At 34.8% G+C, this 13,727-nt stretch carries 8 protein-coding genes and 2 pseudogenes; 1 reads left to right on the top strand and 9 read right to left on the bottom strand.

Annotation, left to right across the window (positions count from 1 at the left end; translation table 11 throughout):
* The first annotated feature begins 191 nt into the window (after positions 1-191).
* Positions 192-1,586 (top strand): RNA-binding domain-containing protein, encoded by a 1,395-nt coding sequence (locus NHG49_RS29920; RefSeq protein WP_258127075.1) that lies wholly within the window; start codon positions 192-194, stop codon positions 1,584-1,586.
* Between the two features lie 65 nt (positions 1,587-1,651).
* Here the strand turns inward: NHG49_RS29920 and NHG49_RS29915 are convergent, their stop codons facing one another.
* The 9 genes and pseudogenes from NHG49_RS29915 to NHG49_RS29875 all read right to left on the bottom strand — a co-directional run bounded on the left by NHG49_RS29915 (position 1,652) and on the right by NHG49_RS29875 (position 13,392).
* Positions 1,652-2,578 (bottom strand): hypothetical protein, encoded by a 927-nt coding sequence (locus NHG49_RS29915; protein WP_258127073.1) that lies wholly within the window; start codon positions 2,576-2,578, stop codon positions 1,652-1,654.
* A 9-nt stretch (positions 2,579-2,587) separates the two neighbouring features.
* Positions 2,588-3,571 (bottom strand): RNA-binding protein, encoded by a 984-nt coding sequence (locus NHG49_RS29910; protein WP_258127072.1) that lies wholly within the window; start codon positions 3,569-3,571, stop codon positions 2,588-2,590.
* Positions 3,572-3,827: 256 nt separating this feature from the next.
* On the bottom strand, positions 3,828-4,394 hold the full coding sequence (locus NHG49_RS29905; RefSeq protein ID WP_258127071.1) for a DUF2812 domain-containing protein: 567 nt from the start codon (positions 4,392-4,394) through the stop codon (positions 3,828-3,830).
* Complete coding sequence (locus tag NHG49_RS29900; protein WP_002139689.1) at positions 4,381-4,698, bottom strand: PadR family transcriptional regulator; 318 nt, start codon at positions 4,696-4,698, stop codon at positions 4,381-4,383. Before NHG49_RS29900 ends, NHG49_RS29905 begins: the two co-directional genes overlap by 14 nt.
* A gap of 494 nt (positions 4,699-5,192) precedes the next feature.
* Positions 5,193-7,049, bottom strand: a pseudogene (locus NHG49_RS29895) (DNA translocase FtsK); the annotation flags it as partial.
* Positions 7,050-7,281: 232 nt separating this feature from the next.
* Positions 7,282-9,156, bottom strand: a complete 1,875-nt coding sequence (gene ltrA, locus NHG49_RS29890) for a group II intron reverse transcriptase/maturase (RefSeq protein ID WP_258127070.1) — start codon at positions 9,154-9,156, stop codon at positions 7,282-7,284.
* Between the two features lie 671 nt (positions 9,157-9,827).
* Positions 9,828-11,507: a type IV secretory system conjugative DNA transfer family protein gene (locus tag NHG49_RS29885; protein WP_308665782.1), complete on the bottom strand. Its 1,680-nt coding sequence runs from the start codon at positions 11,505-11,507 to the stop codon at positions 9,828-9,830.
* 17 nt (positions 11,508-11,524) lie between these two features.
* Positions 11,525-11,916, bottom strand: a pseudogene (locus NHG49_RS29880) (hypothetical protein).
* 189 nt (positions 11,917-12,105) lie between these two features.
* Complete coding sequence (locus tag NHG49_RS29875) at positions 12,106-13,392, bottom strand: replication-relaxation family protein (RefSeq protein ID WP_258127069.1); 1,287 nt, start codon at positions 13,390-13,392, stop codon at positions 12,106-12,108.
* Positions 13,393-13,727: the final 335 nt, after the last annotated feature.

Below are 13,727 nucleotides of genomic sequence, written 5' to 3'. Positions count from 1 at the left end.
TCTTTGTTTAGTTAAGTATTTTTTTATGAATTTTAATAAATGTCTTCTTTGAAGTTTTATTTGCACATGAATTTTTATAATGATATTCCATAAAGTTCATGAGAAAATAAATGATTGAGATATTTTTTATTTATAAAATTTCAATTTATATAATGCTATTAAAATGTTAGGAATAAAAAATGGGGGATACTATGCATATAAATTCTGTACAAGTAATTAATTATGGGCCACTTGAAAACTTTAAAGTTAATTTTAAACCAAACTGCTTAAATATTATCCAAGGCTCAAATGGACATGGAAAAACGCAATTATTTGGTGCTTTATTAATACCGTTATTAGGTGAAAAAGTAGTGCAAAAACATAGAAGTCCAGATTTCCCCAATGCTACTATTTCTATTACAACTACACATAGAAATGTTACGCAAACAAACGAATTAAATTATATTCAAGACGATTTCTTGTATAAATTTAATAGTCTTGGCTCCTTTAATAATAAAAATCCTATGGAACATCAAGAGAATATTTCTTACTATCATGCTTTTGCGCCTTTGTTTTTAAGTCCTGAAGAAACAAAGGTAAATCTATCTATAGATGTTAATGATATTGAGTTAATTACTCATCTTATAATGGACGATACTGAAGCATTAAAAATGTGGAATGATATTGTTAATACTTACCTCATTAAATACTTAAAAGAAAGAGATAAAAACTTTATACATATTTCACAGGGTCTAGAACAGATTTTAAAATTAATTAAGGTAGTTTGCATTCATGCTAAAAATAAGCTTAATACACCCATTGTAATTGATGGTGCATTTATGGCATTAAGTAGTGATGCCTCAAAGGTAATTTTTTCAATACTATCTGCTTATTCAAAAAGCACACAAATAATACTTTTTGCCCAATCATCAATAGAAATAGCTAATAGTTATTTAGTTGCAAAACTCCCTGAAAACAGGAGGGGATTATACTCATCAATTTCTTATGATACTCGATACAATAGCAGTTCTTTGTTCATACCTAGTAAAAAATCTGTAGAGGATAAGTTGGATGATGAAGGTCCTGTAATTGTAAGATATATTAAAGGGGCAACATTAGATGCAGAAGAATATCGATATATGGAGTTTAAAGAGGTTAAAGGCAATCATCCTATAAGATCTATCTTAAGTGTTGTTGATCAATATGTTGTTGCGTATTTAAATGAACGTAAAAAACAATTCCCTGGGAGAATCATCTGGGGAATAACGGATGAAGAGAGAAAAGTGGTTGGTACAAAATTGGTTCCTAAAGACCGCGATGAGTTGAGGAGAAGTATTGTGGAACGTCTTGATCAAATTCAACCACCAATTCCACCTAGTTCTTATAAAATAGATTTAAAAGAAGTTTATGACTCTAGTTTAAAACACATAGAAGATACTTATGTTGTAGAGATAATTGTTGATACGCTTACTGGTAATGATTTATTTGCAACAGCTAAAAATGAAGTGTATATCAAAACTGATGGTGGTAAAAAAAAGTTAAACCATATTCAAATTCAGCAAGAAATTTTATTACGCAATCAACACAAGCGATTTAATCCTAAGTAACCTTTATGCTTTGTTAAAGACAGACTAAGCCCTTCTTCTATAAAGGAAGAGCTTGTGAGGAGGGCTTAGTTTGTTGTGAATAGCTTTGTATTTAATTGCTTAATCTCCCCTTCTGCAAGAGGCTGATAAAAAGCATGTTGTAATCCTTGTGAATGTAAGGTTTCTCCTATACAAAGCAATACTTTACCATGGATTAAATCAAGTAGTAGTTCATTATTAATTTGTTTTGCCTGTTTTTCAGTAGAAACATAAATAACTAATATTGTAGGATTATTCCCTAAGTCTTGCATAATAACATCTTTCCCTGACTCTACAAAAGCCTTCCATCTAGCGATAATTCGCTTTAATCGATCCTGTGTATCTGATAATAAGGTGGAGTATACAACAAAATTAAATTTACGATCTTCTCCACCGCTTACTACAAAACTTAAAGGGGGGGTAGAAACCCCTTTACTTATAGATGGATGCATAATATGCCCCATAAAGGACGGAGCATAACGCAGGTGACAGAGTAAGTCTATATCATGCCAATAACGTAGGTGAACGTATTTGCCGTGATTATCAAGGCGCTCCGGAGCAAAGTAAAACATATTTCCTTGCCAGTACTTTAAGATCTTAAACCCATTATCGGATAACGTATATGCCTCCTCAAGAATTTCCATATCAAAAATCTCTACTTGCCATTTTTCAATGAGACGATAGTAAAGTAGTACTTGAAGTGCATCATTAATTCTCTTACGCGAAAACTTATCCTTGAATAGATATAATAAATGATTAAAACGAACAGATGTATGAATACCAATAAAAGTTAGTATTACCTGCTGTTCTTCTGTTAAACGCTGCTTAAACGTAACTAATTCGTCATAGGAATGGAATACATAGGTTTTATCCAGACTATGTATTCGATATACCTGAAGTCCCTGTGCATCCTCACTTGTTAAATGTGGAATTGAAGGGAAATATGAAGACATTTGATTCTCTATTGTACGCATAGTCATTCATTAAAATTGGTAAATTGGCGAATTAGATTTTTTACTTTGTCCCTGCGGATAATTCAAGATACGTACAGTTCCTTTTCTATTTTTCGGATCAATATTAAGCAGCTCGCATGTAACAATGGTTTGGTTAGTTGCATCGTGTTCAGTTGGATTGGCAAGATTGCGGCTTTTTAATCCTTTGAATTGAATACCTGGTGCAACTTCTACAAAGATACCAGCAATCGCATCAACACCTACAATTTTACCTACAAAACGGTCACGTCGTTTCTTAAGCTCTAATAACTTTTCCATTGGATCTGTTTCTAGTTTCTTTTTATTTCCTCTAAATTCATAGCGGCCGTTCTTTTCTACTACTTTATCGATAATGAGCTCTACAACATCACCAATAATAATATCCTCCGGACGTACAAATGAATGTGACCAATGTGAGTACCTTACCCCTATAGTTACACCATGGACTTCAACCAGAACGGTTTGTGCAGTTGGAATATGACCTGAAACTGTTCCTGTGTATACTTTATTCCCACCTTGTGAGGTTACTTCATCATATAATCTTTTTTGTAATGCGAGCTCTCCTGCTGTGATTGATACAACAGCAAAGTTCCCTTCCTCTGTCTTTTGGAAATGCTCAATGATAACAGGTTTTGTTCTACCAACTAGCCATTGAGGATTTTTAGGAATTGTTATCCCTGCCTCTGTAATTGGGCAATATGCAGTTGTATGGGTACCAATTTGCATCGTAAGTACGGGTATGCGTTCTGATTTACCATTTTTAGTTGGGAACAACTTTTCAGAGACTACTGTAATTAAGCCTTTACCTATAATGCGTTCGCGTTTCATACGAGCTAACTCTTCTAATTCATGCTCACGTACTCGCTCAAATTGAGTAAAGTTTGTTTCTACTTGTGTGTCTCCTACTGTGATTTCTTGTTCAAAAGCCATCCCTAGTTCTTCTGCAACGTGTGTTGTTTCTTTCTTTACTGTCATCCTATTTTGCCTCCTAGAACGTAAAAAAGGACACACCTGTACCGTTGGAATGGTACGTAAGGTGTGTCCTTCACGTAAGTTATTTTTCATTAATATAATTATTAATTTTAATATAATGGTATTTGGAGATTTATGCAAGTGTTATTTGGTTCAACTTCAAATATTTTCTGGCATATTCAACTACAGTTCCCCATTTGATTATTTCTACCTATGTTGTTCCACAATCGCGCCCGATTCTGGAAAAATTAAAAAACGTTTATTTTTCTTTTAACATTGAATACTTTCGATAAGCTTTATAGAAATTGATACCCAAAAAAACAAACAGAATTGTGGAAGACAACTTCAAAAAGACAAATGGAGTTTCAAATAAAAATGCCTTCCAAAATAATGAACCTTTCATACTCCAAAGACCTTCATGATATAATCCCGAATCCTTGTAAAACATATAAGAATAAGCTAAACACAGCATAACCAACCAAAATGAATAATTCATTAATTTTTTGTAATGATTATCCTTAGATTGGCGATCCGAGAAGATTTCATTTTGATCATCATCTTTTTTTTGCCAATACCGTATTCCACTAAGCCAGGGCCCCTTTATATAGTTCCAACCAAAATCCTCATATATTCCTTTGTATTCAACCAACTTTTTCTTAGGTAAATAATCTTGATAATCAAGTCGTATAATATATCTCTTGTCAGTTTCTTCGAAAGTGTATATTCCTAATCCACTAATATTTGTACAACGATAGCCTTTTTGTAATTGCTCGTTCAGCCATTGCTCCTCTTTTTCAATATCAAAAAACATCTTAAATTTCTTCATTGGATTCACTTCCTTCGTACAGGGATAAAATATGCAATAGCCTATTTTGCTCCATTTTCAAAATGGCGCTTCCTTCTGCAGTTATCATATAAACTTTTCTCCGACCAGACTCTCCAACAGGTTCAATCCAACCATGCTTATTCAAGTTTTCAATCGCACCGTATAATGTACCAGCTGCTAAAATAACAGTACTGTTACTTATCTTTTCTATCTTCTGCATTACGGCATAGCCATGGAGTGGCTCACGCAGAGCTAATAAAATATAATGCATGGTTTCAGACAATGGTAATAATTTATGTTTCATATCCTCACCTTCCATTCAGTTCAACTGTATAGTTCAACTTAATAATAACGTAATGCAGTTCAACTGAATAGTCAACAACATTTTCAAAATTGGTCAAAGGAACTTAAAGTAATAGCTTGATAACAAGGGGAAAAATCAATCTAAAAAGTCACTTTCCTTACGTAAGGGAAAGTGACTTTTTATGTAGTCTTATTCAATTAAATGGCCCTTTAGTGGAGTAACTTTATTGCTACTCAACATTTTCTTAATCCGCCTTTCAGTTCAGATCTTCTTTTCACTTTTCACTATAAAAAACACCCCTTTAGATAAACAGATCTAAAGGGGCAAAACATCGCGCCTTTTTTATAAACACCGTGACTTGATTTAAAAGAGACAATAAATTAGCCATAAACTGTGCATATAAAAAATAAAGCATAAACTGTCCGGACAGTTTATGCTTTAACTTACAAAATCTCTCATTAATTTCAAAGTATCGTTCTAATTGAAAGGAAATATTAATCAAATATATCGTTTAAATCCTTGCTCATCACGTTAGATGTATTCTTCTTAGGTTGTTCATTTCTATATGGCAGTGGCTGCGTATCACTATACTTATTTTTCTGTTGAGCTTTTAGACGTTCTTGACGTTCTTTATAGTTCATAGCGCTATACTCTCGTTGCTCTTCATTATTTTTAGGATTCCCTAGCATATTTTTTTCTAAGTTTTTATAGACAGTAGTACTAATTGATTCATAAACTTTTGCTACATCTGCATCAAGTTTATTTTCTTCAGTAAGGGATGCTGTTTCTATTACTAGTGTTGGATCTTCCTCTATATTTATTTCTGATTCCTTTTCTATTTCAATTGTAGTTAATTCTTCTTGTGACTCTTCTTGGAATGGTTCGGTTCTAACTGAAAGCTCCGTCTCAATTGAAGCATCTGAGTTCCAATCTTGTTCCAATATAGAAATGGATAAATCCTTGTTAAGCTCTGATACATCCATATGTATTTCATGATAATCTTCTATATCGGCAGAATTCATTTTAATTACTTCCTCAATTGTTTCTTCTGTTACTGTATCTTGTATTGCAGGTGTCACAAATTCCAACTTTTGTTCTGTCTCTATATCCTGCAAGACTCCATTACGTTGTAAACCATCTAGTAAGCGTGCTGCACGGGTATAACCTATATTAAATTTATCTTGCAGTGCAGATATGGAGGCAGTCCTGGATTCCTTCACAAAAGCTACCACATCATCATACAGGACATCTTTAAAGAAGCTTGTCTCCTCTTGCGCGGCTTCCTTGTCTTCGCTTGGCATGGCTGATTCTTGCTGAATACTCTCACCGGTATTTGTTTCGAATAAAACGGGAGAGTTTATATCAGACTTTTCAATCGGTAATGGAACACGACTATCTTTTGAAATTAGAACTTTACGAGGTTCTTTTCCTGTATAGGAACTTACAACTAGATTTTGTTCTAACTTTTCAATTAATCGTGCTGTCTTCATATAGCCAATCCTAAATTTTCTTTGCAGAAGGGATGGCGAGACTTGCTGTGCTTCAATTACGAAGTTTTTAATCTCTTCATATAGAGCAGCTTCATTTTCAGCTTCCTCTTCCTCATTGTGGTTTGTCTGTTGTTCACTAGCAATGGATGTATTTGATACAGCTATATCTTCGACTAATTTTGTTTCATGTTCAGATTTATGATCCTTATAATCATTTAATGATAAAATATGTTGTTGCTCACTGTCTGTTTCTAGGGAATTGTTCTGCTCCATCGTATCATTCTGTATAGGTGGTAGTGGTTCTATTTTCTCCATATTCTTTGCATCTACGTGCTTCATTGGATTTGCTTTATTAATAGAATCCTTGATTAGAAGGAGACGCTCATTTTCCCAATATTGCCCTAGTCTTTCGTCTACTTGAATAATCGCTCTAGCAAACTCTTCTTTAGGTACAAAGTTACTTGTGATTTGTTGTACAGGCTGCACATGATTATCTTGTACGATACGAGCAGCGCAAATAAATGCACCTTGTGCCATAATATCCCCTGGCGACATAACCACTTCTTTTGTTTTTTGATAGGTTGATCCTAAACGACTAACGGGATTCTCTTGCATAGGAGAAATACCTTGTTCGGATTGAGATTCTTTAAATTCCTCTTTTTCGCCAAACATGTCAGAGAAAATCTTTGCATCATATGGTGTTACATCCCCAAATATCATTTTGTTACGGAATGAACCCAGCAAGGTAAACATGTACTGCTCTGTGAAATCTAGAGCTAATTGAGATAGAGTTTGACTTGCAATTGTCAGGATTACTTTATATTTACGAGATTGTGCAGGGAATTCTTTAAATGGGCGTACAAATGTGTAGCATCCTAGCCCGAGAGGGCTGGGGTAGCTACTAACCCTTACGGGTCGCGATAGGTAAAGCTTTGAAGTTATCTCTACTTTTTCCCCCGCCCCACACCGTGCGTGCGACTTTCACCGCACACGGCGTTCCATCGGTTCAGATTGATAACCCCTAACAAATTTAGTTAGTATCATCCTTATTCTTTGCCTCGCGATTAAGATAAGGTGAACAATGAGATATATTTCAAATGTGTAGCAGCTCACGGTATTTCTTTAGTTTCGGTAGTTTGTATAAGATACTGTCTTCTAAGTCCTTTTGATGTATAAGCTTATGGCATCTTATACACAGGGTGGCAAGATTGCTGAGTTTGTTGATTTTCTCTAAAGGTAGTCGATTATTAACGTGATGGCAATGGATGTTAGTTGGAATCAACCCTGTCTTACATATTCGGCACTTTCCTTTGTCGCGATTATATGCATAATCGCGATTAAGTATATATTCAAAGTTATAGAGTCGTTTATTTTTAGTTTGTCTAAGCATCTGATACAAGACCATTTGGTTGATTTGGTCGTTCGAATAAATGGTTGGTCTCATTTTCTTATCGACCTTACCATGTCTTCTCAAATAAATTATCCTTCCTATCTGTGTATAGGGGGTCGTATCATAATTGTATAGGAGTGCTTTAGTACTAGGTGTAAAACTCATTTTGGTTAATCCTATCTTAACTCCATCAACTTCAACGAAGGGAACTTTGGTTTTATGCCCTTTATGCCTATCTTTACGATTATCAAGATTTTCAGCTGGAGTAAGCATTTTTTCGAATACTCCTCCACCATGTTTGTTCTTAATAGACTTGTAGAATGTATAGCGTATTTTGTCATCGCATCTAACGAAAATTCTAGCAGAATTTCCTATACGGAAATAATTACTAATACCAATAATTTTGGTGTTAATAAGTTCTATTTGGGCGGCAACATCGTGAGAGCTGGTTGTTTTCCGAACATTGTAGGTATCTCGAAGGATTTCTCTCATTTTAGAGTTTAATTTCTTTTTGTTCGGTATAGCTTTTCCTGCAATACGGTTTTTCAGTCTCATCTTTTCAGCTCTGATGTCGAATCCTAGGAATTGGGCTGGCTTCTCTCTCATATCGGTAATAAATGTTTTCTCCTTTGATAATTCTAATTTGAGTATATGTTTGTAATACTTATCGATTTTAGTCAAGAGTGTTCTTGCCTGTACTTTATCCTCGCATAGAATTATCCAGTCGTCTGCATATCTAACAAGAGAACATTTCTTATGTTTTCTAACTACTTTTCTAAGTCCTGTACTGAAAGCGTGTTTAACAGTATAACGCGCGTAGTGTTCTTCGAACTCTTTAGCTATCATCCAGTCAAAGTTATTTAAGTATATGTTCGCTAGCAGAGGAGATATAATTCCACCTTGTGGAGTTCCCAACTCCGTAGGGAAAAGTTGATTATCTTCTAGTACACCTGCTTTTAACATTTTCTTAATAATAGTTAGGAATCTCTTATCCTTTATGCCCATATTCCACATTATTTCAACAAGTTTATTATGGTTAATATGGTCAAAGAAACTTTTGATGTCACCTTCGATGGCTACGTATGTTTTTGACCTAGAAATGGTATTCAAGATTCTGCCTATCGCATAGTGACATGAACGATAGGGACGAAAACCGTAACTATGGTTGAAAAACTTCGCCTCCGCTATGGGTTCTAACACCATTCTTGCTGTTTCTTGGATTATCCTATCTATCATGGCTGGGATTCCTAAAGGACGCTTTTTACCATTGCCCTTGTCAATGTAATACCTTCGAACGGGTTTAGGTTTGTAGTTGTCTATGTGTTCCCAAATGAGTTTGATAAGCTGTTCCGTTTCCATTTGCAGGTAGTAGTTCACGTCTTTCTTGTCAATTCCGACCGTTTTACTCCCACGATTGCTTTTAATGTTGTGAATTGCCGTTTTAATAGTCTGCTTGTTTTTCATTAGTTCTATCATGCCATGAAAAGAAGAGTTATCTTCTTTGGCCTTTTTGTATATTAGGTCTAACTTATCTTGGAGCTGTGCTTCATTATCTATCAAATGTCCTTTAATCCTCATTACGTCTCCCCATTATTCAAGCGATTGTAACGATGTGCTGTTTAATTCCCACTCTAGAAGAGGTTCATATAGACATTTGAAATATCCATTGTTATTCTGAATCGACTGGTCCCCTTCGCTCCACGGACATTACTCCGCTTCCTCACTACTACGAGACCGCTGCCACTTGCATTGTTTCAAGCAGGATCACACTCCCTATGGCAATGCAAGCTTCCCAAGTTCCATTTGTTCTATCCCTTATTTTACATTCCTTTAGGTGCCCACTTTACGCCGACGGTACTCACCAGTCTTGAGTAGCTCTAACATACTGGTTCAGCATAATTGGTAATTACGAAACCGATTATGTGCAAGGATTAGAACTTTGAACCTCTCCTTGTTCCCGTTATTCCTTCCGATTGCTCACGTTAAGAAGGGATTCCCTCACGACGCTTCAAAACATGGATTCCTTTCGTCACCATTGGAATGTTTTTAAAGACCACCGCACCATATAGGCATTAGTGAGTTGTGCCATCAGGTTACGACCTTACCTAACTTCAGACCCTAACTCGTGTGTAAGTTAGCGCATGTAGGGGTATCATGGCTAGGATTAATGAGCTATTATCCTAGAATGGGAGTTTCACCCATAAAATTCGAACAAATAGTTAGGCTGTGTAAGAGTCAGCCCCTCCATTTCACGCCGCTACGTTTATAGGAGAACTTGGCGTACCGTAATCTGGGAATTCATCGACAATTATATGGTGGTATGGTGAAACGTTTGGTTCTCTGCGGAATACAGCATTCTGCATACTAAGTAAGATAAATTTTCCCAATACGTTAGAAAGGTCGGCTAATTCCCCTTTTGCCGTATTCACTAGTAAAATACCACCTTGTTCTAGGTGGACATCGAAATCAAAATCGGATTTCCCAAATAAAACACGTCGTATGAGTACGTTTGAAGCAAGGTCTTTTAAGATGTTACGTAATCCTTTTACATATTCTTCTTCTCTATCATAATGCATGGGGTGTCCGCGGTATTTTCCTTTTTTATAAACCGCTGGTTCACCTTGAGAATCTGTTTTTTCTCGAATGGTATTATCAAACCACTCATCTATCCCTTTTATAATTTTATATTCGTTGTTCTGGTCCCGCGAAGCAGCTCCACCTTGAACAAAATCATATAACTTTTCCACCTGTACTTTTAACAGTTTATGCATACGATGGACACGTTCTACATCATCATACATTTCGATCAAGTCGTCGAAGGTTACATCTTTTTGTGGGTTATGCATTTTTAATAAATAGATATGCTGTTTAAGATGGTTACGTTGTGCTTGCTCAAAGAATGCATTGTTTGATTCAGATAAACCTTGAATAACCATCGCGAACACTTCTGCTACCTTATCAACTGGCCCACGCAGAATGTTTATGTTTTTTGTATCTGGATTAGTTGGATCAATATAGTAAACAGAGCTTTCAGGAATTTTGTGTGCTTGAACTAATTTGTTTACTTTCTGACATAAATCATTACTAGGTTCAATTACAGTAACGCCATTTAAAAAGGTCCCTTTTACTTCTTCCGTATCATAATCATTTTTTTTATAAGCATTTTCGAACTTATTAATGAAACGTACCATCCAGTGTAAATCTTGATTAATCATTGGAATAATTAAACTAGATGTTTTACCAGAGCCAATCGGACCAATAATGATTCCGTTTAGTGTTCGATCTTTCCCTTTAATACGAACCATTTCTTTATGCTCAATATGAGGACCAATTTCTACATCAGGATATATTTGTTGTTCTTGACTATTAAACCATTTTTGTAACTTGTGGTTTTTGTATTCATATTTTTGTACCCATTTTAAAATTTCTTCTCGGTAACGAACAATATGCCCGCTATACCAAAGGGTAAACAAAATCATAAATACAGTCGGTAAAAACACAAATATCATGGTTAATGTGTGGAAATTCCCCGTTAATACATGTCCTACTGCCTCATATTCACCAAAATTAACATGCGTTGCTTTATCCGTGAGATAAGGGATAACTTTTGCGTGAATAGGAGCAGTTGCAAACCATAAGAATTGGATATCAACTGCGATGTGTGAAGCAATTAGAATGAAAAGTTTCCCATTTTTCACATGTAAAGCTGGAATACGGCTGTAGAAACGAAAACTAAATTCTCCTAGAAATAAAGAGAAGAACATTAAGATAAGTGGTACATATGTAATTTCTATAGGATAAGACGGTGGTTCAAATGCATAGTATAGTAACTTTATATAGTTTATTAAACCGACTCCAAAAGAAATAATAAATGCGCTAATTAGTGTAATAGTTGTAAATAAAGGTAACCTTTGCTTAAACGTATCCATAAAGGCTCACCTATTCCTTACAGAAACAGCTGAGCTTTATGGCGGAATGTAAAACGATCTTGTAACTCTGGATTAAATCGCTCTTTTGATTTTTCTAGAAAGAACTTCGCTGTATCTTCAGTCTGTTTTAAATATAGGTCGATACTAGCTTTTTCACAAAGCTTGTCATATTCTTCTTGAGAAAGTACAGCAATATTCACTTCTATTTTCTTAGCAGCTGCAGTTTCAATCAATACGTCGTACCAATAATAATTAGGCTTACCAGGTATTTGAATATCTTGTAGTGAAACGCTGAACTCCGCACCTTCTTCTGTAATATGTTCAAGTACTAGTTCTGGATTTGCTAATGCCTCTCTCACAGAAAGCACTCCCCATTGGCTGTTGATGCAGTTGTAAATTGCAAATTCATTTTCATTTTCCACCTTTCTCCAAATAAAAAAAGGCAAGCGACACCCACTGTAAAAACAGCGTGTGTCGCTTGCCTTAATTCATATGTTCTGATTTGATTGTAGTTTTAATTATATGTTCAAACGCTATTCTACCACTTTGAATAATGAAAATCAATAAAATTATATAGTGTTATATAAAAAATAATAGATTAATATAACTCAACAAGTTTACGTCTTTTCGGATGAACGTTATTTGCAGTACGTACCATGATCTGTTCATCCATGTCTATATGGATACTTTCATTTTGGATTGATAGCAGTCGTACATTTTCATAAGTGTCCATCAGAAGAATATCTCTGGGTTTTTCACGTTTAGGATAGATAACTACAAGTGGAACACCGTCATCCCCTTTTCTTCTTGAAAACACGACGTCATCTAATCTAGAGATCATCCGGTAATCATTTTCGTTCCCAAAAATAAAGAAGAAATCTTGTATAACGTCTTTGTCTCTCCTATAAGTTCGACGTAGACCGCCATCTATTGGTTCCTTAAATGTTTGTACGTTCTCAACAAATGCATAACGCCACTCAGCATCTCCTACTATACGTTGAGATAAAGGCACAAGAATATCTTGTTCAAAATTTTGGTTGTCATCTTTTCCAAGAATGATATCTGAAATAACGTCTCCAGCATCTTTAAGTGAGCAGACGTACATATTTAGATTAGGTATTGTCATTAAAAGTTCGTGATACTCCCTCATAGAAAATAATAGATTCTTCATCCGTACGTATGGTGGCTCTGCTTCTTCTGCAAGGAACATTGATTTGTCGTACATGACAAAAACAACTGAAACATTGTCCTTCGTTTTTTGAGCATATTCTACATACTTCCCTACTTTTTCAACTAAGGTAGAATTGGTTTCTTTACACATATCCATTTCAATATAGATATTTTTATCTTGATATGAAATGTGTTCATCAGGAACCATTGCCAGGCCTGCATCTTCAATTTCAATTTTTTTAAGCTTTTGATGATAAGACCGAATATCTAACTCATATAATGTCTCGTTATTATAGGTCTTTTTCGTCACTTCTAAAAGCGTACGTACTAAAACTTCTCGTGAGCAGAGTGTATGTAATGAATTTGAATGAGAGTATCTACGTTTTGAAGATCCTTCAGGAATCTTCCCGATTTCCTGAAGGTATTCAATCATTCTTTCTTTTAAAGAGAATGTAGCACGTTTAGTTATACTATCATCTCGCTTCTCAACTTTTTTCGTTAAAATAGCACCGTATTGTGAATAACGATTAAGTTTTGTAAACACACTAGCTTCGGAAAAATCTCGACCTTCAAACGCGCTATAGAGTTGAGTAATTTGTCGTGTAGTAAGATACCTTTTGTGATATAAAACTGTGAATACAAATATGTCAGCCTCCTTTAGATGAAAAAATTTTTGCACGCCTTTGCTTTTATATTTATACGTTTTACTGTTCATAATATACAACTCCATAATTTAAATTTCTTCTCGTGTAATAACTATCATTTCTATATATCTTATTACAGAAGAATTAGGTTGTAAATTATGAAAAATTCAAACTAAATTTGAGCTAATATAGATACTAAAACTCGTACGCTGAAGTTTGGATCAAATTTGCTTCTAAAAATCCGCTATAAATATTGATTTATATAGCTTTATTACTCTTTTAAAATTGTTAGGACAGAGTACAGGTTTGACTCTAACATTTTTTTGAAGGGTAAAGTAAAGATAAAAAATTGTTAGGACGCCCAAACAGAATAAAGGATGGTAGACAAAAAGATTTAAAGGTTACA

The sequence above is a fragment of the Bacillus sp. IBL03825 genome (assembly GCF_024712505.1).
Lineage (GTDB): Bacteria > Bacillota > Bacilli > Bacillales > Bacillaceae_G > Bacillus_A > Bacillus_A wiedmannii.
The sequence above is the reverse complement of the archived record's forward strand: the minus strand, read 5'-3'. Positions and strand labels throughout refer to the sequence as shown.

Bases quoted from the DNA above. Each gene is read 5' to 3' on its own strand.
- NHG49_RS29915 (WP_258127073.1), bottom strand. From the start codon at position 2,578: ATGCGTACAATAGAGAATCAAATGTCTTCATATTTCCCTTCAATTCCA.
- NHG49_RS29920 (WP_258127075.1), top strand. From the start codon at position 192: ATGCATATAAATTCTGTACAAGTAATTAATTATGGGCCACTTGAAAAC.
- NHG49_RS29885 (WP_308665782.1), bottom strand. From the start codon at position 11,507: ATGGATACGTTTAAGCAAAGGTTACCTTTATTTACAACTATTACACTA.
- NHG49_RS29900 (WP_002139689.1), bottom strand. From the start codon at position 4,698: ATGAAACATAAATTATTACCATTGTCTGAAACCATGCATTATATTTTA.
- NHG49_RS29905 (WP_258127071.1), bottom strand. From the start codon at position 4,394: ATGAAGAAATTTAAGATGTTTTTTGATATTGAAAAAGAGGAGCAATGG.
- ltrA (WP_258127070.1), bottom strand. From the start codon at position 9,156: ATGAGGATTAAAGGACATTTGATAGATAATGAAGCACAGCTCCAAGAT.
- NHG49_RS29875 (WP_258127069.1), bottom strand. From the start codon at position 13,392: ATGAACAGTAAAACGTATAAATATAAAAGCAAAGGCGTGCAAAAATTT.
- NHG49_RS29910 (WP_258127072.1), bottom strand. From the start codon at position 3,571: ATGACAGTAAAGAAAGAAACAACACACGTTGCAGAAGAACTAGGGATG.